General features: G+C 60.9%; 18 protein-coding genes and 1 pseudogene. 4 read left to right on the forward strand and 15 right to left on the reverse strand.

Annotation, left to right across the window (positions count from 1 at the left end; genetic code table 11):
- The 11 genes and pseudogenes from GIW28_RS12460 to GIW28_RS12510 all read right to left on the reverse strand — a co-directional run.
- A pseudogene (locus GIW28_RS12460) lies at window positions 1-1,263 on the reverse strand (AMP-binding protein); the annotation flags it as partial.
- Window positions 1,264-1,294: 31 nt separating this feature from the next.
- On the reverse strand, window positions 1,295-2,593 hold the full coding sequence (locus GIW28_RS12465; RefSeq protein WP_099547838.1) for an acetyl-CoA C-acetyltransferase: 1,299 nt from the start codon (window positions 2,591-2,593) through the stop codon (window positions 1,295-1,297).
- Window positions 2,590-3,480 (reverse strand): MaoC/PaaZ C-terminal domain-containing protein, encoded by an 891-nt coding sequence (locus GIW28_RS12470; RefSeq protein WP_099547837.1) that lies wholly within the window; start codon window positions 3,478-3,480, stop codon window positions 2,590-2,592. The genes GIW28_RS12465 and GIW28_RS12470 overlap by 4 nt, the downstream gene beginning before the upstream one ends.
- Before the next feature lie 3 nt (window positions 3,481-3,483).
- Entirely contained in the window at window positions 3,484-4,827 is a 1,344-nt protein-coding gene (locus GIW28_RS12475) for a 3-oxoacyl-ACP reductase (protein ID WP_236447696.1), read from the reverse strand.
- Between the two features lie 117 nt (window positions 4,828-4,944).
- Complete coding sequence (locus GIW28_RS12480; RefSeq protein WP_236459082.1) at window positions 4,945-7,470, reverse strand: acyl-CoA dehydrogenase; 2,526 nt, start codon at window positions 7,468-7,470, stop codon at window positions 4,945-4,947.
- Window positions 7,471-7,711: 241 nt separating this feature from the next.
- Window positions 7,712-9,157 (reverse strand): outer membrane protein transport protein, encoded by a 1,446-nt coding sequence (locus GIW28_RS12485; protein ID WP_138452381.1) that lies wholly within the window; start codon window positions 9,155-9,157, stop codon window positions 7,712-7,714.
- A gap of 50 nt (window positions 9,158-9,207) precedes the next feature.
- The gene (praB, locus tag GIW28_RS12490; protein WP_138452384.1) at window positions 9,208-9,696 is read right to left on the reverse strand and encodes an alkane oxidation protein activator PraB; all 489 of its coding nucleotides are present in this window, start codon (window positions 9,694-9,696) and stop codon (window positions 9,208-9,210) included.
- A 92-nt stretch (window positions 9,697-9,788) separates the two neighbouring features.
- A complete protein-coding gene (gene praB / locus GIW28_RS12495) occupies window positions 9,789-10,274 on the reverse strand; it encodes an alkane oxidation protein activator PraB (RefSeq protein WP_236447698.1) in 486 nt (161 codons plus the stop codon).
- 134 nt (window positions 10,275-10,408) lie between these two features.
- Window positions 10,409-10,903: an alkane oxidation protein activator PraA gene (gene praA / locus GIW28_RS12500; protein ID WP_017136810.1), complete on the reverse strand. Its 495-nt coding sequence runs from the start codon at window positions 10,901-10,903 to the stop codon at window positions 10,409-10,411.
- Window positions 10,904-11,037: 134 nt separating this feature from the next.
- The gene (locus GIW28_RS12505; protein WP_236447699.1) at window positions 11,038-12,318 is read right to left on the reverse strand and encodes an alkane 1-monooxygenase; all 1,281 of its coding nucleotides are present in this window, start codon (window positions 12,316-12,318) and stop codon (window positions 11,038-11,040) included.
- A 282-nt stretch (window positions 12,319-12,600) separates the two neighbouring features.
- Window positions 12,601-13,599, reverse strand: coding sequence for an alpha/beta fold hydrolase (locus GIW28_RS12510; protein ID WP_236447610.1), 999 nt, complete (start codon window positions 13,597-13,599; stop codon window positions 12,601-12,603).
- Between the two features lie 275 nt (window positions 13,600-13,874).
- Here GIW28_RS12510 and GIW28_RS12515 point away from each other — a divergent pair, with 275 nt between their 5' ends.
- Genes GIW28_RS12515 through GIW28_RS12525 form a run of 3 tightly spaced genes read left to right on the forward strand, consistent with a single transcriptional unit; the run spans window position 13,875 to window position 17,161 of the window.
- Window positions 13,875-15,410 carry a flavin-containing monooxygenase gene (locus GIW28_RS12515; RefSeq protein WP_236447611.1) on the forward strand — a complete coding sequence of 512 codons (1,536 nt, stop codon included), beginning with the start codon at window positions 13,875-13,877 and terminating at the stop codon, window positions 15,408-15,410.
- A complete protein-coding gene (locus GIW28_RS12520; RefSeq protein ID WP_017136814.1) occupies window positions 15,407-16,297 on the forward strand; it encodes an SDR family NAD(P)-dependent oxidoreductase in 891 nt (296 codons plus the stop codon). The genes GIW28_RS12515 and GIW28_RS12520 overlap by 4 nt, the downstream gene beginning before the upstream one ends.
- A gap of 15 nt (window positions 16,298-16,312) precedes the next feature.
- On the forward strand, window positions 16,313-17,161 hold the full coding sequence (locus GIW28_RS12525) for a metal-dependent hydrolase (RefSeq protein WP_099547831.1): 849 nt from the start codon (window positions 16,313-16,315) through the stop codon (window positions 17,159-17,161).
- Here the strand turns inward: GIW28_RS12525 and GIW28_RS12530 are convergent.
- Entirely contained in the window at window positions 17,158-19,230 is a 2,073-nt protein-coding gene (locus GIW28_RS12530) for an EAL domain-containing protein (protein ID WP_236447612.1), read from the reverse strand. The two genes, GIW28_RS12525 and GIW28_RS12530, sit on opposite strands and share 4 nt — an antisense overlap.
- A gap of 296 nt (window positions 19,231-19,526) precedes the next feature.
- On the opposite strand from GIW28_RS12530, the gene GIW28_RS12535 reads away from it, so the two are divergent.
- On the forward strand, window positions 19,527-19,856 hold the full coding sequence (locus GIW28_RS12535; RefSeq protein WP_169987799.1) for a DUF6388 family protein: 330 nt from the start codon (window positions 19,527-19,529) through the stop codon (window positions 19,854-19,856).
- A gap of 159 nt (window positions 19,857-20,015) precedes the next feature.
- Here the strand turns inward: GIW28_RS12535 and GIW28_RS12540 are convergent, their stop codons facing one another.
- From GIW28_RS12540 to tssM, 3 genes are read right to left on the reverse strand one after another with little or no spacing between them, the layout of a single operon-like run.
- Window positions 20,016-20,858 (reverse strand): serine/threonine-protein kinase, encoded by an 843-nt coding sequence (locus GIW28_RS12540; RefSeq protein WP_099547829.1) that lies wholly within the window; start codon window positions 20,856-20,858, stop codon window positions 20,016-20,018.
- Window positions 20,855-21,586: a PP2C family protein-serine/threonine phosphatase gene (locus GIW28_RS12545; protein WP_170040051.1), complete on the reverse strand. Its 732-nt coding sequence runs from the start codon at window positions 21,584-21,586 to the stop codon at window positions 20,855-20,857. The genes GIW28_RS12540 and GIW28_RS12545 overlap by 4 nt, the downstream gene beginning before the upstream one ends.
- The gene (gene tssM / locus GIW28_RS12550; protein ID WP_236447613.1) at window positions 21,583-24,960 is read right to left on the reverse strand and encodes a type VI secretion system membrane subunit TssM; all 3,378 of its coding nucleotides are present in this window, start codon (window positions 24,958-24,960) and stop codon (window positions 21,583-21,585) included. Before tssM ends, GIW28_RS12545 begins: the two co-directional genes overlap by 4 nt.

The raw sequence follows: 24,960 nt of genomic DNA on the forward strand, positions 1-24,960 counted from the left end.
TCACCCACGTACACAAATGCAACCACACTCGCCGGCCTCACGCATAAACCGCACCCAGGCCGACGGAACCGGCACACCGATGCTGCCGGTGAATTCCATCTCACGCATGCGAGCAATGTTGATCGGGCTGATGCTCACCACCGGCGAGCACTCGGTCAGCCCATAACCTTCAATAATCGGCAACCCAGTGACCTCCTTCCAGCGCTTGGCCACCGCCGTGTGCGTGGCCATGCCGCCAGCAATCACCATGCGCAGGTCAGAGAAATCCCGCGCACAGAACTCTTTGTTTTCGAGCAAGCCGTTAAACAAGGTGTTGACCCCGGCAATGCCGTTGAAACGCTCCTTGCGCAAGATCATCTGCACCCGTTTCACATCCCGTGGGTTGGCAATCAGGATGTTGCGCCCGCCCAGGCACATGAACATCAGGCAATTCACCGTCAGCGAAAAGATGTGGTACAGCGGCAACAAGGTCACGTTGGTTTCCTGCTTGTCCTGGTCCAACTGGTCACCAACCCAGGCCTTGGCTTGCAGCAAATTGGCGATGATATTGCGGTGGCTGAGCATCACGCCCTTGGCGTCCCCCGTGGTGCCGCCGGTGTATTGCAGAAACGCCAGCTCATCGAGGTGCATCGCCACCGGAAAGTGGTTCAGCGCCCGTCCCTGTTTCAACACGTTGTTGAAGCGCACAGCGCCGGGCAGGTGAAATTTTGGCACCTGTTTTTGCACGCGACGCAGGATGAAGTTCATCGCCGCGCCCTTGAAGGTGCCGAGCAGATCGCCAATGGCCGCCACCACCACGCGTTTGACACGGCTGCCCTGCGCGACTTTTTCAAAGGTGTGGGCAAAGTTTTCAAAGATCACCAGAGTTTCGGCTTCGCTGTCCTTGAGCAAATGCTTGAGTTCATGGGAGGTGTACAACGGGTTGACGTTGACCACCACCGCACCGGTCAGGATCGTGCCCAGCAGGCAGATCGGGTACTGCAGGCAGTTGGGCATCATCAGCGCCACCCGGTCGCCCTTTTTCACGCCTTGGCCCTGTAGCCACGCGGCAAATGCCTGGCCTTGCACCTGCCAGTCGGCATAGGTCATTTCGGTGCCGATGCTGACGTAGGCGACCCGCTCGCGGAATTTTTCCAGGTGCTCCAGGAACACCTCGCACAGCGACGGGTAGGCCTCGATACCGGCCTCGATGTCCGCCGGCACGCCCGGCAAGTAGGCGTTCAACCAGACCCGTTCGGTGTGTTCCTGGCTTACAGCGTTCATGGCAGTCTCCTTATTGTTGTTTTTGATCAGGCTATTTTTCGACGATGGCGGTGATGCCCAGCCCGCCTGCTGCACAAATCGAAATCAGGCCGCGCCCGCCCCCGTTTTCATGGATGGTTTTGGCCAGCGCCGCCAGTTGCCGGCCACCGGTGGCGGCAAACGGATGGCCACAGCCCAGGGAGCCGCCATTGACGTTCATCTTGCTGCGGTCGATGGCGCCCAGTGGTGCCTCCAAGCCTAGACGCTCGCGGCAATACTCGGGGTCTTCCCACGCCTTGAGCGTGCACAGCACCTGGGCGGCAAAGGCTTCGTGAATTTCAAAAAAGTCAAAGTCGGCAAACCCCAGGCCCTCACGCTTGAGCATGCGCGGCACGGCATACGCCGGGGCCATCAACAAGCCTTCGGTGCCGTCGACAAAGTTCACCGCAGCGGTTTCGCCGGTACGCAGGTAAGCAAGCACCGGCAAACCCTGTTCGGCAGCCCAGGCTTCGCTGGCCAGCAAGACCACTGAGGCGCCATCGGTCAGCGGTGTGGAGTTACCCGCCGTCAGCGTGCCGTTCTGGCGATCATAGGCGGGCGAAAGGCCGGCGAGTTTCTCCAGGCTGGCATCGGCACGCAGGTTGTTGTCACGCGCCAGCCCGCGATAGGGGCAGATCAGGTCATCGAAAAAACCGCGTTTATAGGCCGCATCCAGGCGCTGGTGGCTGGTGAGGGTCAGCTCATCCTGGGCCAGCCGTTTGATCTGCCAGCGCCTGGCCATTTCTTCGCAGTGTTCACCCATGGACAAACCGGTACGCGGCTCGCCATTGCGCGGCAGCAGCGGTTTGAAAAACATCGACGGGCGCACCTTCAGCAGGGTCTTCAACTTGGCGCCCATGCCCTTGGCGCGATTGGCCGCCAGCAAGGTGTGGCGCAGCGATTCGTTGATGCCGATGGGCGCATCGGAGGTGGTGTCGGCGCCACCGGCGATGCCCACTTCGATCTGGCCGAGCGCGATCTTGTTGGCGACCAGCAAGGCCGCTTCCAGGCCAGTGCCGCAGGCTTGTTGTACATCGTAAGCGGGCGTTTCGGGCGACAACGTGGTGCACAGCAACGCCTCACGCGCCAGGTTGAAATCCCGCGAATGCTTGATCACCGCGCCCGCAGCAAACTCACCCAGGCGCTGGCCGTGCAGGTGATAGCGCTCCACCAGGCCTTGCAGGGCCGCCACCAGCAGGTCCTGATTGCTGTCGTGGGCATACACGGTGTTGGAACGGGCAAACGGGATACGGTTGCCGCCGATAATCGCCACGCGGCGGGTCGGGGCCGGGTTGAAACTGTAGTCACTCATTGATGGCTCTCGTTCCAGATAAATAGCCCGCGCATATGCGGTTTATCACCGGCAACATTGCGCACTTCAAACTCACGGCGCGGCCCGGTCACCGGGCGGCTCCATTGCGCGACCTGGCCGGGCAGGAAGATCGGCAGCTTGAAGTCGCAATGCGCTTGCGCCTGATCCAGCCCGCCCGGCGGTTGTTGCGCCGCCAGTGCGCGGCCCAGGGTCCACATGCCATGGGCGATGGCGCGGCGAAAGCCGAAGATCCTGGCGCCAATCACCGAGGTGTGAATCGGGTTGAAATCCCCCGAGACCTTGGCAAACCGGCGCCCCAGGTCGGCCGGCAGCATCCAGCGCTGGGTGCGCAACAGGCCGTCTTCCTGCAAGGGCAGCGCGTCGTCCCAGGGTTCGCCGAGCGGGTCTTTGACGTCGCGGCGCAGGTACAGGCTGTCGCTTTCCCACACCAACGTATCCGCCGCAAAGGCGCGGGTGGCGATGCTCAGCGCCTGGCCCTTGGGGTGCGCCACCCAGCGCTCGCAGTACACTTCCAGGCGCAGCGCCTGGCCTTCGCGCAAACGCTGGTGCTGTCGAATGCGATTGGCCAGGTGCACCATGCCACTGGCCGGGTACGGAAAGCTCGGCCGGGTCAGCAGCATCAAATGCAGTGGGAACGCTAGCACATGCGGATAGGACAGCGGCACGCCCTGCTCACGGCGAAAACCGCAGGCGCGGCCATAGGCGGCGATGCCAGCAGCGCTCAGCTCCACCGCCGAGCGCACCAGGCGCGCGGTGGGCAGCGGCGGCGGCCCGTCAAGCTTGGGTTTGCGCAGTGCGCGCACGCCGTCCAGCAACAGCTGGGTGCGCGACGGTGGCGGGTCGATGATCTGCGTCACATAGTCCATGGTTCAGGCTCCCAGCAGGCTTTGGCCGCACACCCGTACCACCTGGCCATTGACCCCGCCGGACGCCGGGTGCGCCAGCCAGGCGATGGTCTCGGCCACATCGATCGGCTGCCCGCCCTGGGACAGTGAGTTCATGCGCCGCCCGGCCTCACGGATCATCAGCGGGATTTTCGCGGTCATCTGGGTTTCGATAAACCCCGGCGCCACCGCATTCACCGTGACTTGCAGCGCGGCCGCCTGGGGTGCCAGGCCCTCCACCAGGCCAATCACGCCCGCCTTGGAGGTGGCGTAGTTGCTTTGCCCGAGGTTGCCAGCGATACCGGAAATCGACGACACGCACACAATCCGCCCGCCAGGGTTCAAGCCTCGCCCCTCCAACAGTGCGCTGCTGAGCTGCAACGGCGCTTCGAGGTTGACCGCCAGCACACTGCGCCAGGCGGCTTCGGTCATCTTGGCGATGGTTTTGTCGCGGGTGATCCCGGCGTTGTGCACCACCACGTCGAATGCGCCGTATTGGCTGACATGCGCCTGCAACAGCGCGGCCGCATCGGCTGCGGTGATGTCCAGCGGCAAGGCCGAGCCGTTCACACTGTCGGCGGCTTGAAGCAGCGCTGCCTGGGCCTGGGGCACGTCCACGCACACCACATGAGCACCGTCGCGGGCCAGCACCTGGGCAATTGCCAGGCCAATGCCACGTGAGGCGCCGGTGACCAGGGCACGGCGACCGGCGAAGGGTTTGTCCCAGTTCACCGTGCCCTGGGCGTCCACGGGTTTGTCCAGGCGCACCACCTGGCCCGACACATAGGCCGAGCGGCGCGATAAAAAGAACCGCAGGCTGCTGTCCAGTGCGTCTTCGGCGCCCGGTGCCACGTAGATCAATTGCACCGTAATTGCACGGCGCAATTCCTTGGCCAGCGAGCGCACCAGCCCTTCAAGGGCACGCTGGGCGATGGCCTGGGGCAAGTCCTGGCAATGTTCCGGCGCCGTGCCGAGCACTACCACGCGGCCGTGCTGGCCGAGGCGCTTGGCATTGGCGTGGAAGAACAGGTAGAGCTCGTCGAGTTGTTGCAGGTCGAGCACGGCCGTGGCGTCGAACACCGCGCCCTGCACCTTGACCGTGGACGGTGCCTTGAGGGTTGCCGGCGTGGCGGCGACGGTATCGGTGTCTTTGAAGAGCTGTTGCACCTGCGCACCGAGGCGCCCTGCCCCGGCGACAATCACCGGGTTGGCCAGGCCTTGCTGGCCGCTGCGGTGGCGTTGCAAGGGCAAGGGTTGCGGCAGGCCGATGGCCTGGGCCAGGCGCCGGCCCCAGGGGGAATTGACGAAGGATAGGTAGTTGTCACTCATAAAACATTCTTTCCCTGTAAACCCGATCAACTGTGGGAGCTGGCTTGCCTGCGATAGCGATCTGTCTGATACACCGCTATCGCAGGCAAGCCAGCTCCCACATGGACCGCGTGCTTTCTAGTTGACCGAGGCGTTTTCGCTTTGGCTGTTGCGGCGTTTGGCCTTGGGCTCCAACGCCTGTTGACGCTGCTGCAAAGCCTCCAGCAAGCCAAAATCCTGCGGGAAGTCGTCAACCTGAATACCGTGGTCGGCATATTCCACGTAACGCCCGAGCAAGCTGTCTTCCTCATCACTGATCAGGTCCAGCGCCCGCGCCTTGACCCGCCAGGTGGTAAAGGCCGTGGCGGAAATCGGCATCGGTTCGATCAGGCCCTGCTTGATCGCGGGCTTGAGCCGCGCCTCGATCAGCTCCACCTGCGGCAACAGCCGGAAGCCCAATTCGCCATAGGCGAGCTTGTCGATTTCCGGGCGCGGGATGTAGGAATTGGCCAGCAAGCGGTCGCGGGTTTCGCCGGGGGTTTGCACCACATCGGCCACCTGGGCCAGCAGGCGGTCCGAGGGTTTGTGCTGGGGAATACCGAACGGGAAACTCAAGGCACGCACCACGGCTGCCGCCGGTTTCGACGGGTAGTTGTCGAGTACTTCGGCAAGGGCTTCATGGGCGCGCAGCAATGCGTCCTGGGCCGACCAGTGCACCAGCGGCAAGTCGGCCTGGGGCCGCCCGTCGTCCTCAAAGCGCTTGAGCACGCAGGACAAGATGTACAGCTGCGACAGAATATCGCCCAGGCGCCCGGTGATACTTTCCTTGCGCTTGAGCGCACCGCCGAGCACGCCCATGGACACATCCGAGATCAATGCCAGCACCACCGACAGCCGATTGGCCTGGCGGTAGTAGGACGCCAGCGCCGGGTCGGTCTTGGCCGGTGCGGCAAGCAGCCGCCCGCCTGTCAGCGAATGCACCGCAGCGCGCACGGTATTGGCCAACACGAAACTCAGGTGGCCGAACATCGCGCTGTCGAAGGCTTCCAGGGCTTTGCGTCGATCCGGGTTGTGCGCCGCTTCCATCTCGCGGAACACATACGGATGGCAACGAATCAGCCCCTGGCCAAAGATGATCAGGCAGCGGGTCATGATGTTCGCGCCTTCCACGGTGATCGCAATCGGGCTTTGCTGGTAAGCGCGAGCCAGGAAATTGTTTGGCCCCATGCAGATGCCTTTGCCGGCCACGATGTCCATGCCGTCGTTGACGATCATCCGCGCGCGCTCGGTGACGTGGTACTTGGCAATCGCCGAGATCACCGAGGGCTTTTCACCGGCATCCAAAGACGCCACCGAGACCTTGCGCACCGCATCGCAGGCATACAAATGCCCGGCCATGCGCGCCAAGGGCGCCTGTACGCCTTCGAACTTGCCGATGGGCAGGCCGAACTGCTTGCGCATCGCCGCATAAGCCGTGGTGCCGCGTACCGCGACCTTGCCCAGGCCGACGTTGGCCGACGGCAGCGAAATGGCGCGCCCGGCCGCCAGACATTCCATCAGCATGCGCCAGCCATTGCCGACCTGTTCGCGGCCGCCGATCACCCATTCCAGCGGAATGAACACATCCTTGCCGGTGGTCGGCCCGTTCTGGAACACCGCGTTCAGCGGCCAATGCCGACGACCGCTGTTCACGCCCGGGTGGGAGGTGGGGATCAACGCACAGGTAATGCCCAGCGAACCAGCCTTGCCGAGCAAGCCATCCGGGTCTTCGGCACGAAACGCCAGGCCCAGCACCGTGGCAATCGGGCCGAGGGTGATGTAGCGCTTGTCCCAGGTCACTTTGAAACCCAGCACTTCCTCGCCCTCATGCACGCCTTTGCAGACGATGCCCAGGTCTGGAATCGCCCCGGCATCGGAACCGGCATACGGGCTGGTGAGGGCAAAGCACGGGATGTCTTCGCCGCGTGCCAGGCGCGGCAAATAGTAATTGCGCTGGGCATCGGTGCCGTAATGCAGCAGCAGTTCAGCCGGGCCGAGGGAGTTGGGTACCATCACCGAAATCGCCGCGGCCGAGCAACGCGTCGACAGCTTCATCACCACCTGCGAATGCGCAAAGTGGGAGAAGCCTTTGCCGCCGTACTGCTTGGGAATGATCATGCCCAGGAACCCGGCGTCCTTGGTGTACTGCCAGCCTTCGGGGGACATGTCCTGCCAGACTTGGGTGGTTTCCCAGTCGTTGGCGATGTCGCAGAGGGTTTCCACTTCGTTATCGAGAAACGCCTGCTCTTCGGCGCTCAGGCTGGCAGGCGCGGCTTGCAGCAAGCGCTGCCAGTTGGGCTTGCCGCTGAACAGCTCGGCGTCCCACCACACGGTGCCAGACTCGATGGCTGCGCGCTCGGTGTCGGACATCGCCGGCATGATCGTGCGAAACAGACCCAGGGCCTTGCTGGTCAGCAGTGTGCGGCGCAGCGGCTTGATCGTCATCAGCACGGCGGGCAGTACCACCAGAATGGCCGCGACGCTGGCGCCAAAGCCTGCGACCACATTGAACAGATAACCAAGCGCCAGCCAGACCAGGCCGACGCTCAGCCACAGGGCAGCAGCGGCTTGTCGATAGGCCAGGGCAATCGCGGCGGCGACACCCAACAATAACCAGATAACCATGGGGATACCTCTACTCAATTCAGGGTATGGCATGCGGGTCGCTCGTTCGGGATGAACGAGGGCGTAAAACCACACTACAAACTTGAAAGGACAAATTCAAATTTTGTTTTGAAATTTTTATTTAATGCTTTGAGCAAAAAAATTCGGCCGAACGCGTCAGCCAAAGACCAAGGGATGAAACGCTGCAGGTCGAGCGCATCAAGATGCGCTTGACGCCCTCTCCTGCAGCGGCGCTACTGGATCAGAACTTATAAGTGGCCGACACACTCACCACGTCACCAGACGACTCCGCCGTACCGCTCAGTTGACCAGCACCCAGGCGATCCTCGTTTTTAGTCTTGAGATTGACCTTCTGCACGAATTGGTGGGAATACGCGGCATCAACGGACAGCCCCGGCACCGCCTTGATGTCATAACCGGCGCCAAAGGCGAGGAAGTAGCGGTCCCCATCGGGAATGCGTGGGTCACGTGTGGAGTTGCGGGTAGGTGTCTGGTCATACGCCACACCGGCGCGCAGTGTCAGCTCATCCGTGGCTTTGTAGTCACCACCGATGGATGTCATCCACGAGTTCTTGTAGTTGTAAGGGATCGCGACAATGGTCATGCCGTCGGACTTGAGTGTCAGGTCCTGGAAGGACGACCATTCGGTCCAGGTTGCGCTCATGCCCAGGGTCCAGCGGTCGTTGAATTGGTGCACCCAATCAATCGACGCAGTGGCGGGAATATCCAGCTGAGTGCTCGCGTTAGCACCGTCCGGGAATAGCTTCAAGCCAGGGTAGGCCAATTCCACCAGCGTTTCGCCATTTGGCCCGATGGGGTTGGTCATGGCGTTACGGCCGATAGCATCCGTTTTGAAGTTGTACTTGCCGGTCATCTTGTTCTTGATTTTGGCGTGATAATTCAGACCCAGCGTGTCTCTGTCAGTCGGTTTCCAGACCACACCACCGAACCAGCCCACCGAAACGTTATCCACCTTTACCCGAATCAACGACTCGCCCACGCCGGAAGGAAACGCCGAGCCCCCCAACCCTGGGGAAACAGCGGCGGCGGATAACAAGTCCACGTTCTGGCTGACGAAGCCCTGGCTGCGTTGAACAATCGCACCGCCACCAATGGAGAATTGATCGTTGACCTTGAACGACAGCGAGCCCGTCAGGCCAACCGTCTCGATCTTGGTATCGACAGCAAAATCACGAAACTTCGAGTTTTCATTCCAGGTGGTGCGCATCCCCTGTGGCACTACCTGGCTCAGGCCGAACGCAAAACGGTCACCCATGGGAATCACCAGAAACCCGGTCGGCAGCCATGCGGTAAAACCACCTTGTCCGCCATTATTGTTATTGGGCACCGGATCGCCCATGCTCCCTTGATCATCGAGTACCGGTGTATTGGTCACAGGGTTGCCGGCATAGTCATAGGCCTGGCCGCTGTATTTGATCTTGACGCGTGCGTAGTCAACCGTTTGTTGCGCAATGGTGGAGTCAATAAACGCCATCGCCGCCGGGTTGTTGTACGCGGCACTGGGGTCGTTCTTGAACAGCGAACCACCACCAAAGGCTCGGCCCCAGCCAGGAGCGCCGTAGGTTGGCGTGGAGAAACCGCCCGCGTGTACCGGGGCTGTCGTGATCAACCCCCCGACTAATGCCAACCCGAGCAGTGTGCGTGCATGTTGTTTTTTATTATTCATGTATGACCCCTATTATTATCGCAGCGGCTTAGTCCGGCATGCCTTGTCATTCAGTTAACGATAGACAGTGTTGGCAAAACGATGTCCAGCCGTTCAAGTGTGCAATTACCTGACAAGGCTTGATTAAAAACGGTTAATTGATGTGTTGCGTTATTCCAACTTGCGTAAATCTCAGTTGGCCCGCAATTGCTGCCAGGGATACCTGTTACTGAAAAGCCCACGTCATCCACCCAGGCTGACGTCATCGAGTAGGCGCTCATCCTCCAACTCAACTTAGGCTTCAACAAGCTGCAATAGCCGCCGCCTGTGATTGAAACAGTGCTTATATGAACGCCGGTAAAAGCACTTACATTGCCCGACATGGCAACCCCGCACGTCAGCGATGCGCCAAACGTAGAAGGCGTTCTTATCGTGAGCGTGCCAAATCCGCTCGAGAATAGCCCCGCAGGCGCAAACTCTGCGGCCTGTGCAACCGTTGCAATCCCTATCCAGCCTGCCAGCAGCAAAGTGCTCGAAGCCCGTCGCAATAAACGACTCATAGTCAGTTCCCTCGACCTTCCATTCCGTCAGCAGGAGTCTCTTACGAGACTCCTGCCTTCACGGGTGATCAGCCCTTAACGGAGTGACGCGCTTACGGGTTAACCGACAGTGTTGGAGCCACCACACTCAGGGAAACCACGGTGCAGTTGCCGCTCAGCGACTGGTTGGCAGCCGACAGGGTCTTGGTGCCTGGAGTCCATGCCACAGCGATAGGGGTAGGACCGCAGTTGGTGGCCGGGATCGAGGAGATCTTGTAGCCGACATTGGTCACGGTACCGGTGGTGCCCGTTGCAGCAGTGAGCACCCAAGGCAGGTTGGTCAGGGTTGGCAAACCGCACAGACCGCCACCGGTCAAGGTCGCACCATTGATAGAAGCCACGCCACCGCTAACGTTGCCGGTAAAGGTGATGCCGCAGGTTACCGCAGCACCGAAGGACGAAGGCGACTTCACCACGATGGTGCCAGGGTTAGTCGAGAACGGACCATCCGGGGTGATGGACGCCGCACTGGCCATCGAAGCTGCGCCAAAGCACAGAGCAAAAGAAGTTGCACAAAAGAGGGTTTTCAAGCTTTTCATTGTTTTTCCTCACATGTTATGGCGAGTCAGTTCGCCAGGGGTAATGGCCATGATCGAGAGGTCACGGTGAAACTGCAGAACTTCCCTTTCCAGCCAAATTTCAATACCTATACCGCTACAGTTTTAGAATTCGTTTATTCGACCACTTTGAAGTTCGGCGGCATCTTGATCGACACCGTCTTGATCTTGCAGTCTTCGCCGATTGGCACATTCGTCGCTTCCAACTTGCCGGTGGCGTTATCCCAAGTACCGTCGGCGGTCGACGGGCCGCACTTGCCGCCTAAACCGAAGGCATGCACATCCACGCTGATGTTCGACATCGAGCCGCTTTTAGTGTCTTTGGCAATCAATACCCACGGCAAGTTGATGGCCTCGACGCGGCTGCATTTCAGGCCGCCGTCGAATTCAACTTTATCGACATTCACCGACGCCCCATTGGCCGCGACCTTGCCGGCCACTTTGATGGTGCAGTCGGCGCTGATCAACGCACCCTTGGAAAAGCTGATCGGGCCTTGGGCCGTAAAGGCGCTGCCGGCCGGCTCGATACGCGCAGCCTGGGCTTGTTGGTAAACCATAAGGCCCAGTGCGGCCAGAATGACATGGGCGGTAAAGGTGGCAGGGCTTTGCATGGTGTACGTCCTTCCCTTGAAATTATTGTTGTAGGGTCAAACCACTAACTTGCAATAAAACCGATGAATCCTGGGCGATGAAGGCCTGCGCGGTACACAGACCCCGAGTTCAACCACACAGGCGTTAGTTCAGATTAAAACGGCGTCGCGCTGTTGCTGTACTTCTCCAGATACTTCAACCGCTGTGAGGGTTGAAGATTGGTCAGGGTGATATCCCCGGCATAGTGGTTCAATACACGGTGGTCCATGCGCCGTCGCCATAAGTACGGCACATAGGCCCAGACAATCATGCTGGCGTAACCGTAAGGCAGTTGCGGTGATTCATCAAAGTGGCGCAACGACTGGTAACTGCGGGTCGGGTTGGCATGGTGATCGGAGTGGCGCTGAAGTTGGAACAGAAAGATATTGGTGACAATCCGATTACTGTTCCACGAATGCCGAGGCGAACAACGCTCATAACGACCGTTGGGCAACTTCTGGCGTTTAAGCCCGTAGTGCTCGACATAATTGACCACTTCCAGCAGCGAGAACCCGTAGATACCCTGGATGATCAGGAACGGAATCACTGCCGCGCCCAGCCAGGCAATCATCGCGCCCCACAACACCAGGCTGTACATCCAGGCGCTGAGCACCGCGTTCTTCCAGTGCAAGGCCGGCAGGCCGAGTTTGCGCAGGCGTTCGCGCTCCAGGTTCCAGGCTGACACGGCGCTGAACCACACCGAGCGCGGCAGGAACGCCCAGAAACTCTCACCGAGGCGCGAGCTGGCCGGGTCTTCCGGGGTGGCGACGCGTACATGGTGGCCACGGTTGTGTTCGGTGTAGAAGTGCCCGTAGAAGGTCGGCGCCAGGGTCACTTTAGCCAGGAACACTTCCAGCGGCTTGGGCTTGTGCCCCAGTTCGTGAGCGGTGTTGATGGCAATGCCGGTGGCAGCACCGGTGGACATCGCCATGCCCAGGTAAGTGAACCAGCTGACCGCACCGTGCAACTCAGTACGCGCGGTAATGAAGGCGGCGGTTTTGGCCAGCCCGCTCGACGGGTCCAGGTGGGCGGTGGCGTTCAGCAGACCGCCGCTGATGATCCAGTCGATGCCGCCGGCAGCGAGCCAGCCGGTGATCACCACCGACGAGATGACGAACAGCACACCGGTGTAGACGATCCAGCGGTAGTAGCTTTGGGATTCGAGTTGGTTGACGGCGGATTCGGGTGGGTTGCTGACGTCTTCACCGAGCAGGCCGTCGATCAGCGGGATAAGGCCGAAGATCACCAGCACACCGACCCACCACAGTTGCTGTACGCCGGTGGTAATTGCCAGGGCGCCGGACAGCAAGGGGGTTGCCAGTGGCATGATGCCGAGCCACCAGAGGTGACGCTTGCCGTCGGTCCAGACGGTTGGGCTTGCCATAGTATGATTCATGGCAGCCTCCGAACGAGGCAGGTTGGGTATGCGATAAAAGGCGTTTTTTTCATTATTTTATTCGCTCTTAGGCATTTCAAAAACTGTTTCAAATTACACATTGAAATAATTTTTTAAAATTAATAGCGCGGAATCGTTAGGTCGTCAACTAGTTTCTCGAAGGCTTTTTAACGTGACCGGGCAGTCTCTTTTTCAGCCGTTTGGTCAGGTGTCTAAAGCAGGCATCGACGCCGTTGAACCGCGAGTCGGATTGCACAATCATTTACGCAGCTACTTTCCCAGCTACTTACCCACCAGGGCCAATGGCCGTTGCGCAAGCGGATCGTTTTGCGGCGGTTTGACGCGCTTGGCAATCTGCTCCACCACCGCCACCACACGCTCTGTGGCGGTGATCGGCAGCATATGGCCCCTGCCCTCCACCACTTGCAGCTTCAGCCCCGGCACCTTGCTGGCCAGGGCCTGGCCGTGCTTCTGGAAGTCCAGCACCTTGTCGCGCGCGCCATAGATCAGGCCGATGGGCAAGGTCAGTTGCGGGTAGCGCTTGACCATGTCCGGCAGGTGATCGTTGACTGTGTTGATCTCGGTGGAGGCGGCGTAGAAGTTGTCCGGGCGCATCCCCAGCAGCCCGCCGCCACGGGTGGCGAAGTCCGGTGGCGCGGTATCGGGGGCGAACACGCCCTTGACCACCGAACCTTTGGTCAAAAGCCCCACGGGCAGGGTCAGGGTGTGCGACACCCAACGACGCAACCAGGCCGGGCGTACGGCCAGTGACAGGAACACCAGCGGCAACAGGCGCTGCGGGTGGGTCAGCGGCGCAACCAGGACCAACCCGGACACCGCATGCGGATGATCAAGCGCCAGCGCCAGGGCAATTGCACCGCCAAGGGAATGCCCCAGCACCAGCGGCTTATCCAGGTCGAGGGTCTTGATAAACGCGGCGATTTGGCGGGCCTGGGCCGGCAGGTCTGCCGCCGTGTGTGCGCCCCGGCTGGAATAGCCGGAGCCCGGACGGTCCAGCGTAATCACCCGAAAGCGTTCACGTAATTGCCCGGACAACGCATAGGTGAGGTTGCGACTGCTGCCCATCAGCCCGTGAATCATCACCAGCGGTGGGCCTTTACCTTCTTCGACATAGTGAAAGCGCTCGCCATCGACCTCGACGAAACGCCCGTTGATCGGAACGGTGGTTTCTATACGCCGTGTCATCCAGGCACTCAAGCCCCACAGCAGCGCACTGGCGCCCACCAACACACCCGCAGCAACAACCCATTCAACCGCCATAGCTCGGTCCTCTGCTTCCCTGCTGCTGCTCCCTGACCGGTATTGGTCAAGGCCTCAGCCACCGTCCACACCCTGGACCCGGACTTGCTGCATAACGTGCGCGTCTGTCGGACAAGGCGCACATTGCGAACAAGGTCCTAGCGTAGGCGATATTTTCAGGTAGATTATTTAAAATCTTTTTTAAAATAATTAATTCATTTTTTCTTTGCAATGGTGTTCTATCTAAAAGACAAAACAAAAACAGGAGCACATCTGATGCCCATGAGGGACAGCCTATGAATGCCCACAGTGATTCCATCGACATCGCCATCATCGGTTCAGGTTTTGCCGGCCTGTGCATGGCGATCAAACTCAAGGAAGCCGGGTTTACCGACTTCTTTATCGCCGAGCAGGCCGACACCCTGGGCGGCACCTGGCGTGACAACCACTACCCTGGCTGCGCCTGCGACGTGCAGTCCCATGTGTATTCGTATTCGTTTGCGCCCAACCCCAACTGGACGCGGCAATTTGCGCCACAGGCGGAGATCCGCGCTTACCTTGAGCACTGCGCGCAGCGGTTCGGGCTGGCGCCCTATTTGCGCTTCGGCATGGGCCTGCAACGTGCGGTGTTTGATGAGCAGCAGCAACGCTGGCAACTGAGTTTCAGCGATGGCCGCAAGATTAGCGCGCGGGTGTTGGTGTCGGGCATGGGCGGCCTGTCACGCCCGGCGTTGCCGGATATTCCAGGGCTGGACAGCTTCAAGGGCAAACGCTTTCACTCCCAGCACTGGGATCATGACTATTCGTTGAAAGGCAAGCGCGTGGCGGTGATCGGCACCGGCGCCAGTGCGATCCAGTTCGTGCCGCAGATTGCCCCGCAGGTGGCGCACCTGGACCTGTTCCAGCGCACGCCACCGTGGATCATGCCCAAGCCGGATCGCGAGATTTCAAGGCTCGAACGCTGGGCCTTCAAACACCTGCCGTTTACCCAACGCCTGGTGCGCGGCGCCTTTTACTGGGCGCTGGAAGGCCGCGTGGTGGGCTTTGCCCTGCACCCGCGGCTGATGAAGATGGTGCAGAAGATCGCCCTGCGCCACTTGCGCAAACAGGTGGCGCGCCCTTCCCTGCGCAAAACCCTGACGCCGGACTACACCATCGGCTGCAAGCGCGTGTTGATCTCCAATGACTACTACCCGGCGCTGTCACGCAGCAATGTCGAGGTGGTCACCGACACGGTGCTGCGCATCGAAGCCGATGGCGTGATCACCAGCGACGGCATCAAGCACCCGGCCGACTGCCTGATTTTCGGCACCGGCTTCCAGGCCACCGACCCGCTGCCCCGCGACTGCATCATCGGTCGCGACGGTGTCGACCTGATGGACGCCTGGCGCGACGGCGCCCACGCCTATAAAGGTACGACGGTGCCGGGTTATCCCAACCTGTTCCTGATTGTCGGGCCTAACACGGGCCTGGGGCATAATTCGATGATCCTGATGATCGAGGCCCAGGTCAGGTACATCCTCGATGCGCTCAAGCACATGCAGCACCAGCGCATTGCCACGGTCGAGGTCAAACCTGCCATCGAACAGGCTTACAACCAGCAACTGCAGGACAAGCTCAAGCGCACCATCTGGAACACCGGTGGTTGCCAAAGTTGGTACCTGGACCCGCGCACCGGCAAAAACACCACGCTGTGGCCCGGATCGACCTGGCGTTTCAAGCAAATCACCCGGCACTTTGCCCTCAAGGACTACCTCGCCAACCCGTTGCCGGCCTCCGCGCCGCGCGCGGTTGTGGCCCCGCAACCCACTGCAGAAGGCAGCCTGTCATGAAGTCATTCAATGGCCGCGTGGCGGCAATCACCGGCGCAGCCTCCGGCATGGGCCGTGCCCTGGCCCTCGCATTGGCGCGCGAAGGTTGCCACCTGGCGCTTTCGGACAAGAACAGCCAAGGCTTGGAACACACCCTGGCGCTGATCAAGTCTTCAACCTTGTCGCCGATCATGATCACCACCCACGTCGTCGATGTGGCCGACCGCCAGGCCGTGCAAGACTGGGCCGCACGCTGCGCGGCCGAGCATGGCCAGGTCAACCTGATCTTCAACAATGCCGGCGTGGCGCTGTCGAGCACCGTCGAGGGTGTGGACTATGCCGACCTTGAGTGGATCGTCGGCATCAACTTCTGGGGCGTGGTGCATGGCACCAAGGCGTTTCTGCCGCACCTCAAAGCCAGCGGCGAAGGGCATGTGATCAATACTTCCAGCGTGTTCGGCCTGTTTGCCCAGCCGGGCATGAGCGGTTACAACGCGACCAAGTTTGCCGTGCGCGGCTTTACCGAATCGCTGCGCCAGGAGCTCGACCTGCAAGGCTGCGGTGTGTCCGCCACCTGCGTGCACCCCGGCGGCATTCGCACCGATATCTGCCGCAGCAGCCGTATCGACGCGAACATGACCGGCTTTCTGATTCACAGCGAGCAACAGGCCCGCGCCGACTTCGAAAAACTCTTCATCACCGACGCCGACCAGGCCGCCAAGGTGATTTTGCACGCCGTGCGCAAGAACAAGCGCCGCGTGCTGATCGGTCGCGACGCGTATTTTCTCGACCTGCTCGCCCGGTGCCTGCCGGCGGCCTATCAGGCCCTGGTGGTGTTCGCAAGCAAGCGTATGGCGCCCAAACCGCGCACGCCGGTGTTCGAAACCAACGACGAAACCCGACTCTGAACAGGAGCACGCACCATGCTGCCGATCCGTCGCGATATCCGTTTTGCCTTGCCTGCCGAGCGCATCAAGGACTGGCACGAACAAGGCCCGTTCATCACGCACTTTTTCAACGCGTTGTCGCTGCTGTTTCCCCAGGGCGAGCTGTTTTTCATGGACAGCGTGCGCCACTACCGCCAGCGCATCGACGACCCGGCGTTGAAGAAAGAAATCCAGGGGTTTATCGGCCAGGAAGCCATGCACAGCCGCGAACACGTGGCCTACAACGATCACTTGCAAGCGGCCGGCCTGCCGGCGCACACCCTCGACAAGCGCCTGAAGTTCTTCCTCGACCTGCAAAAGAAACACCTGCCACCGTCGTTCAACCTGGCGGTGACCATCGCCCTGGAACACTACACCGCGATGCTCGCGGAAATCCTGCTCAGCGACCCGTCGCGTTTTGGCGAGTCACTCAAGGGCTACCAGCAGATGTGGTACTGGCACGCCCTTGAAGAAACCGAGCACAAGGCCGTGGCGTTCGATGTGTGGAACACCGTGATCAAGCCTGGGCCGATGCGCTATCTGTTGCGCACCGGCACCATGTTGACCACCACGCTGCTGTTCTGGCTGGTCGTGTTTGATTTCCATGTGCGCCTGCTGTTGGCCGACCGCAAAGCCGGTGGGCACCTGAAGGGGTTCTGGCGCATGCTCAAGTTTCTATACGGACCCAAGGGCGTGTTCCCACGCATGCTGCGGCCGTGGTTGCACTATTTCAAACCGGGCTTTCACCCCTGGGACCATGACAACCGTGCACGCCTGGCGGGTATCGACGACCTGGTCGAAGCGATTGAACAAACCCGGCGCGAATACGCGTCCGCCCACGCTTAAGCCTGAGCCGCCGCACGTCTGCGGACAAAGCCCGGTAGCAGGTCGCCGGGCAGCGCCTTGCTGAAATACCAGCCCTGGATAAACAGCTCGGTGCCGGTATTCAAAAAGGCCAACTGCTCGGCGGTCTCCACGCCCTCGACCACCACGCCCAGGTTCAGCGCCTCACAAAAGCGCAACATGCCGGTCAACACCTGGGCGCCTTTGGGGTCGCGCTGGGCCACCACGAAACTGCGGTCGATCTTGATAAAGTCCACCGGAAACTGATGCAGGTAACTCAAGGCCGAAAACCCGGTGCCGAAGTCATCGATATACACCTTGGCGCCGATCGCCTGGAGCCTCTGGATGGTCTGGCGGGTGGCCTGGACATCACCCACCAATGCATCTTCGGTGATTTCCACCGAGATCTGGCCACAGGCCTGGGCGAGGATCTCCACCAGGCGATCGCCATAGCCTGCGTGAGTGAGCGTGGCGCTGGAAATATTGATGGTCATGGGCAAGGCAAAGCCGATCTTTTGCCACTTCTGATATTGGCGCACGGCCTGGGACGCCACCCACAGATCAACATCCGGCATCAACCGCGCCTGGGCCAGCCATTGCAGGAACTCCCAGGGTGAATGCACCGTGCCCTGGCTGTCCCGCGCGCGCATCAGCGCCTCACAGCCGGTGCACAGGCCGGTGCGGGTCGAGACTTGCGGCTGGAATTCCAGGTAGAACTCGTAATCGCTGATCTGCTGGATACGGCTCAGTTCGACTGCCTGACGGGCGGCCGCCTTGTGGGACGCCAACACCGGGTCCAATTCCAGCAGGCGGCCTTTCTCTTCGAGGCCACGGAAGGTCATGTCCAACGACTTGAGGTACACCGTGCCACCCTCACTGGACTGGCGATGAATCGCGCGCACATACGGCGCATACACCAACGTGCCCAGCCCCAACAGCACCACTTGCAGCACCACCGCCGCCACGTCGCCGTGAGTGCTGAGGTAGGCATTGAGCAGCACTGGCGCGGTAAATGGCACGCTGGCCACCGCCGGCGATACCCAGCCCAACTGCACCACCGTCAATGCCAGCAGGGTGTTGAACGCCGGCACCAGCAGAAACGGGATAAACAAGCGTGGGTTAAGGATGATCGGCAAGCCGAACAACAGCACTTCGCTGACATTGAACAACGACAGCGGCAGACTGGCCATTGCCAGCAAACGCATGGTTTGGCTTTTGGAAAACAACAGGATCGCCAGCAGCAAACACAACGCCCCGCCCGACCCACCGATAAACGCGAAAGAACCGAGCAGGCCACTGTTGAGCAGGTACTTGACCGGTTCACCCGCCGCCAGCGCGGCGCCATTGAGCACTACGGCCTGGTCCAGTACATCAAACAGCGGCTGCATGGCGTACACACCGTGAATGCCGAAAAACCACAGCAGCGAATTCATCAAGGTCACAAACAATCCGCTGCCATACGGCGTTTGCAATGCATCCAGTACCTGCGGCCCCTGTAGCTGCGCCACATAGGGAATCTGCAACATCAACGACAACACCACCACCAGCAACAGCGCTGTAATCGCGCCGGGCACCACCATGTTGATGGTGCCGCGCAGGTTGTGGCCCACCAAGTCTTCGTTGACCAGCCGCGTCCAGCGAAAACGGTGCAGCCAGGCGATAGTCGGCACATTCAACAGCGGCGAAGCGATGGCGATAAACAATACAAACGTCGCCGATGCTCGCGGGTAGTCGCGCAATACAAAGGTGGCGATCACCACGTGGGCCAGGCACAAAAATGCCACTGGCAATTGTGGCAGCCGGTGCTGGATGGCGAGCATGTAGCCAATCGATGCCGCCACCAGCAGCGGGATCACCGAGCTGATCTGGTTATGCAACCCCGACAGAAAGGCCACCACCTGCGGATCGAAGCCCAGCACCTTGGCGCATTCAGCCAAGATCAGGAAACCGGCAGACACCAGCAGGCACGGCAGGATCCACAGCAAGCCTTCACGGATGGCGCGCAATGATTCGGTACTGGCCAAGGCCGCCAGGCGTTGGGTGAGGAAAAGTTTGAACAGCGTTTGCGCCATGCCCCGTCCCTCTGCCCGTATCGCTTTCTGCCCATGCTTGGCAGTGCCCAAAAATCCCATGTAACGCTACACGGCCACCTACCGGTAGCGAAAGGCTTTTGCCGCACTACAATTAATTATTCAGAATTAATTTCAGATTGCGCGGTGTATCGGGGCCGTCAGGTCAGCCCTCAAACCCGTTTTCTCGATGCCCAGGCCAGCGACCCTGCCCGCCTACGTGGCGATTGCCCGCCAGCTGATTGCAAAGCCTTGTGCGTGACCCCATCTATTCACTTCATCCCATCAGGAGTAAGCCCTTGTCAGAACCCGGTGATAACCACCAGCGCGCCCTGGACCGTTTCTTGAATGAACACCCCCAGGTGGCGACGCAACTGGATACCCTCAACCCTCTGGCCGCCCAAGCCAAAGGCGAAACCCTCGCGCAGTATCGCGCCGAGCGCTTGCATGAAGCTTTCGAGGCCGAGGCTGAGCGCCAGAATCTGTTTGCCTGGGAGCTGACGCTCAAGTTGACGGCCGAGTCGGCTGAAACTTTTGAGGCTCAGCGCCTGGAAGTGCATAAAGAAGTCGCCCAGATGGCGGGGTTGGGGTGGGAAGAGTACTGCCGGCTGCATGAATTGGCTGGGTAGGTCATGTGAGAGCTGGCTTGCCTGCGATGGCATCAGCTCGGTGCACCTGACACACCGAGATGGCTGCATCGCAGCGGTGCGACGATTCGACAAGCCAGCTCCCACAGAACAGCCGATACACAGCGTAGGCCAAATCGATACCTTGGCAGGCACCCATAGCTACCTGAACCAGCGCCATCGACAACGCGCCATAACCTCGCCCAACGCCTCCACGCTGATCGTTCGGCGCTCAGGATCCATCGCCAACGCCAAGCGCAAGGCTGGCCAACACGCTGCGGGCAGCTGCCGGGGGCGCTCCAGCCGCTCAGTGGCCCGACGCTCGCCCAAGCGTTTGCCATGGGCCAACTCATACACCACACACGCCACCGCATACAGATCAGCACTCGCCGTCAATGCACCGCCCGCCAACAACTCCGGCGCAGCATAAGCCGGTGTCCAGGCATTAAAACGATCACGACTCACACTCGCCAGCCCTGCCATCGCCTCCGCCGTCGCCTGCCCGAGGCCGAAATCGAACAAACGAATGCCCTCTTCACCCACCATGATATTCACCGGCTTCACATCCCCATGCAGCACACCTTGACGATGCACATACGCCACAGCATCCAGCAGCTGCACAGCCAGAGGCTGCAACTCACGCCACGGCAAGCCATCGGGACACTCCAGCAGCAGCCGGTCCAGGGTCATACCGTGCATTAACTCCATGCTGAAAAACGCGATCTGGCTGCTGATATCCACCTCAAACGCAAACATGCGTACCACGCGCTCATGCTGCAGGCTGCGGGTCAGGGCAAACTCGCTGTAGAGCAGCACATGTGCATCGGGCGCCAGGCGGAGATTCTCACCGAGCACCTTGATTGCCACGCTGGAACAGGGCTCGCCAAACTGCTCATGCAGCAGGTCGCGCGCCCGGTAGACCACACCCATGCCGCCCGAGCCCAACACGCGCTCCAGGTGATAACGCCCCGCCAGCAAGGTGGGCATGCCAGGTGCCGTGGTCATACGCGCACCACCACGGCCGTCAGGTCATCCCGCGCCGGCCCGCGTAGCGCCGCCGTGAACAGCCGCGCCACCACCTGTTGCGGCGTACCACTGTCCATGGCGCAGCCCAGCTCGGCGTGCGTCATCGCCTGGTACATACCGTCACTGCACAGCACAAACACATCGCCTGGGTGCGCGCCCAACTCCAGCACCTCGAGTTTCAGCGGGTGCCGCGCGCCTACGGCGCGGGTCAATGCCCTGGCGTCGGGATGCGCCTGGGCCTGCGCCAGGCTCAATCGCTGCTCATCCATCAATTGGCGCAGCAGTGAGTGATCGCGCGACAGCTGATACAACCGCCCGCCTCGCCACAGGTAACAGCGGCTGTCCCCCGCCCAGATACACGCTGCGCGCCGGCCCTCCAGCAGCAGGACCACCACGGTACTGCCCATCCTGTCGTCGCGACCTGCGGCCGGCGGTGAGGTGTTATCCCCCCAACACTGATTGAGCCGTTGCAGGCATCGCCGCACCGCATCGATGCGCTGATCGAACGTACCGTGGACCGGCAACGCGGCAAGGCTGTCGACCACCCATTGGCTGGCCCTGTGTCCGGCCCGGTGGCCGCCCATACCGTCGGCAACCGCCCAGCAACCTTGTTGGGGGCAGTCGAGGAACGCATCTTCGTTGCGCTGCCTGGCCTTGCCACGTTGAGTACGTGCCGCGCTGTTTGCGGCGGCTTGCGGCGCGGTCACAGCCGCTCCGGCAAACGGAACGTGCGCCACGTGTCCATCTGAAACGGGCTGGGTGTGCGCTGGCTGACCAACAGGTAATTGGCACGCAAACCAGCGAGGTCGGACTTGAGTATCTGCGCATCGCGCCCACTGGCGGGCTCGCTGTGCAGCAAGTCAAAAAACCGGAACAACGACCAGGCCCCGCTGTTCTTCTCGATGCCCAACGGCCGCTGTGCACCTCGTTCCAATACCAGGCTGCTGCGACCATTTTCCACCTCGCTGGGCCACTGGAACGTCACAGGCACAATCGGCCCATGACGGTACTCCAACTGCTGACCGCCAAAGCTCAACACCGCGCGGCTGACCGCCTGATCCAGGCTATAAGGTGCCAACGTAAATCGAACCGACAACTCGCCTGGGTCGCCACCAAAAAAACCACGGCGGATGGTCTGCGCTTTGCCGAGTTGCTCCAGCAGCGCGCGCGACATTGGCAGGCTCTGGCCTTCCAGGCCGCGCAAGCGATAACGCCCGCCGTCGGCGCTGATAAACGGGCGCAGGTAGGTTTCATGGAACCTTGCCAGCACGCCCTGGGGTTTAAAAAACTCCTCGAAGTCGCCCAGGGCCACGTCGCTGCTGGCATGGGCATTGAACGGGTAACGCTGGCGAATAGCCTTGGCATACAGGCTATACACCTCGCTCTGGTAGCGTTGGTTCACATGCGTATAGGCCTCATCGAACAAATGCCGCCAACTGTCGTCGGCAAGGCCCTCGACCCAACCTTTGAGCGGCAGCGGCAAACGTGCGGCAATATCGCGTAACTGTCCCAACCCAGGTTGTTGCCCTTCCATACGCCGTTTCACCATCTGGAAAGCCGCCTGCTCCGGTGACCCTTCGCGGTTCAGCGCTGCCATTTGCAGGTGCACAGCATCAAGCTGGCGCAACGCCTGGGTCAGTTGCTCACCCGGGTTTTGCTGCTCATCAAGCAGTTGATGCAAAGGCTCGAAACGGCGTTGCAAGGCGCGTCTTGCAGCGTCATCGCCTGTGGGCTTGGGCAAAACACCCGCGCGTACACGGGCAGCCATCGACTGAGCGATAGCCGCCACGTCACCGGCCTCGTGGGGCACCGCTGACATCGGGTCATCAGTGGATAGCAAACGGGTATTTTCACGCACCTGCTGTAACAACAACACCAGTGGTGATTGCGCCGAGGTGAGGCTCGCCAGTTGTTCGGCGTCCTGGCGCAGGTTTTCGGTTTCGCGTAATCGGATCTGGCCCAGGGCCTGGCTCCACGCGTCGGCGTACTCGCTGAAATAGCGCTGTTCGAGCTCGACTATCAACCGGCGCAATTCCATCGCACTGAGGTCAGTCGCCTGCCCCAGCACCCAATTGTCCAGGACAATCGCGTTAACCAATCGCGGGCCTTGCTGGTCGAAATACTGCACATAGCGCTTGCTGTAAAACCCGGAAATCGGTTGGTCCAGCGCCATGAACACAGTGCCGTCGGTGAGACGGCTGGGCTCCAGCGTGTGCGATTGCTCGCGCAGCACGCGATATACCACGTCTGCCAGCGACTCTCCGCGCAGCACCTGGCGAGCCTGGGCGACCAGTTCATCATTGAGTGGCGCGGCAAAAGGTTGTTCAAGCAGCCGGCCGAAGTGCTCACTCAGGCGCGCCTGCGTCGAAGCCTCACCGGCATAGCGCTCGGACCACCGAGTCGCCACGCGCTCCGCCAGCCACCCGGCATCACGTCGCTCGCGCAGATTGAGCATCAGGTAGGCGCGCAGGTTATCCAGTAACCGTTCGCGATCCCCAAGGCTCGACCGCACCTGTTCTTCGAGCAGCGAAGCGACCTGGGCGACCATTTGCTGCAGGGCGTCGTTGTAGGCACTGACCAACGGTGGTCGGCTCACTTCACCCTGAAACAGTCCGGCTCTCTCCAGCACGCCGGCCTCTGACACCGGCGGAAACACCCGGGTGGCCGCCAGGCGATTGTCCAGCAATGTCAGTAACCCCAACGTATGGTCCGCATCGTCCGGGGCTGGCGTATTAACTTGACCTAACTGCGCCAACAGCTCCAGGCGTTGGTGGTTGATCCCATAGCTGTGCACCCAGAGCATGCCCGCCGCACCGATGACCAGTGCTACGGCGCTCGCCCATCCCGCCTGCTGCCAACGAATGCGTCGGTGCTCCTCGGCGTGCAGCCCCGCAAGATCGGCCTCGGCGAAAATCACCTGGTTGAAAAGACCTTGGACAAAGCGTTCGTGCCGCTCACCGGCACAGGTCAAATAGAAACCTCGCAACCCCTGGATGCGCTGATTGCGATGGGCGCAGAACGCAACTTCGATAAACAGGCATAAACGCTCACCGATGCGTGCCACCTGGGGCACAAAACCCAGCATCCAGCCACGGCGCTCGACATTGCGCTCCTGGTGCAGGCGCTGCACCAGTTCGCCACTCAGGCGCTGCAGCAACGTTTCGAACACCTGACGCACCTGCGCCATAGGCACACCCGTGTGGCTGCCAGTGATCAGCTCACCGAGTACGCCCTCTGCGGCGCTGTCGTGCGGCGTATCAAAAAACGCGGTAAAGCCTGGGATGTGGTCAGCGTGGGTCAGCACCAGATAAACCGGAATATCGATATGCAGCGTCTGCTGGATATCTTGTAACCTGGAATGCACATGCCGTGCATGGCGCTCCAGATCATGCTCATTGCTGCCCAACAGGGTGTCCACCGACAACGTCACCACCACGCCGTTGAGTGGACGTACTCGCCGCCTGGACTTGAGCAGCCCGAGTAATGTTGACCAACCTGCGGCATCGACCGCGCGGTCGGGCTGGTCCAGGTAGCGTCCGGCACTCTCCATCAGGACGCCCTGATCGGCGAAGAACCAGTCACAGTAGGCGGTGGCCCCTGATGATGCGGCTTGAAGGTGATCCGGCGGGCGCTGCAAGCCATTCGCTGCCAGCAAAGCGCTCTTGCCGCTGCCTCGCTGTCCGATCAACAAGTACCAGGGCAGTTCGTTGCGTGAGCGCACGCTGCGCCCGAAATAGTGGCGAGATGTTTTCAAGGTGTGCAGCGCGTCCTTGAAACGGGCGCGTACCTGTTTGCGCTCATCCTCTACCAGCCCCGGATGCTGACGGTCGGCCCGGCTTTCGTCGGTTTTGGACCTTGCGCTGTGGCGTGCGCCCGCAATGACCATCGCCAGCCCCCATAGCAGAAACAGCCCGCTGATAGTCACGAGCCGAGCCGTAGCACCTTGCCAGAACCGGTGGTCATCCACCGCCAGCACAGGCCCGAAAAACCACACCAGGCACGCGCTGGAAAGCACCAGCAACAAGCTCCATACCCAAACGATGCGCAGCAGGTTACCCGCGCCCTTGAAGAATGCGTTCAT

It is taken from the genome of Pseudomonas sp. PA-5-4B, assembly GCF_021606215.1.
GTDB classification, from domain to species: domain Bacteria; phylum Pseudomonadota; class Gammaproteobacteria; order Pseudomonadales; family Pseudomonadaceae; genus Aquipseudomonas; species Aquipseudomonas edaphica.

Bases quoted from the DNA above. Each gene is read 5' to 3' on its own strand.
- GIW28_RS12465 (WP_099547838.1), bottom strand. From the start codon at position 2,593: ATGAGTGACTACAGTTTCAACCCGGCCCCGACCCGCCGCGTGGCGATT.
- GIW28_RS12470 (WP_099547837.1), bottom strand. From the start codon at position 3,480: ATGGACTATGTGACGCAGATCATCGACCCGCCACCGTCGCGCACCCAG.
- GIW28_RS12475 (WP_236447696.1), bottom strand. From the start codon at position 4,827: ATGAGTGACAACTACCTATCCTTCGTCAATTCCCCCTGGGGCCGGCGC.
- GIW28_RS12480 (WP_236459082.1), bottom strand. From the start codon at position 7,470: ATGGTTATCTGGTTATTGTTGGGTGTCGCCGCCGCGATTGCCCTGGCC.
- GIW28_RS12485 (WP_138452381.1), bottom strand. From the start codon at position 9,157: ATGAATAATAAAAAACAACATGCACGCACACTGCTCGGGTTGGCATTA.
- praB (WP_138452384.1), bottom strand. From the start codon at position 9,696: ATGAGTCGTTTATTGCGACGGGCTTCGAGCACTTTGCTGCTGGCAGGC.
- praB (WP_236447698.1), bottom strand. From the start codon at position 10,274: ATGAAAAGCTTGAAAACCCTCTTTTGTGCAACTTCTTTTGCTCTGTGC.
- praA (WP_017136810.1), bottom strand. From the start codon at position 10,903: ATGCAAAGCCCTGCCACCTTTACCGCCCATGTCATTCTGGCCGCACTG.
- GIW28_RS12505 (WP_236447699.1), bottom strand. From the start codon at position 12,318: ATGAATCATACTATGGCAAGCCCAACCGTCTGGACCGACGGCAAGCGT.
- GIW28_RS12510 (WP_236447610.1), bottom strand. From the start codon at position 13,599: ATGGCGGTTGAATGGGTTGTTGCTGCGGGTGTGTTGGTGGGCGCCAGT.
- GIW28_RS12515 (WP_236447611.1), top strand. From the start codon at position 13,875: ATGAATGCCCACAGTGATTCCATCGACATCGCCATCATCGGTTCAGGT.
- GIW28_RS12520 (WP_017136814.1), top strand. From the start codon at position 15,407: ATGAAGTCATTCAATGGCCGCGTGGCGGCAATCACCGGCGCAGCCTCC.
- GIW28_RS12525 (WP_099547831.1), top strand. From the start codon at position 16,313: ATGCTGCCGATCCGTCGCGATATCCGTTTTGCCTTGCCTGCCGAGCGC.
- GIW28_RS12530 (WP_236447612.1), bottom strand. From the start codon at position 19,230: ATGGCGCAAACGCTGTTCAAACTTTTCCTCACCCAACGCCTGGCGGCC.
- GIW28_RS12540 (WP_099547829.1), bottom strand. From the start codon at position 20,858: ATGACCACGGCACCTGGCATGCCCACCTTGCTGGCGGGGCGTTATCAC.
- tssM (WP_236447613.1), bottom strand. From the start codon at position 24,960: ATGAACGCATTCTTCAAGGGCGCGGGTAACCTGCTGCGCATCGTTTGG.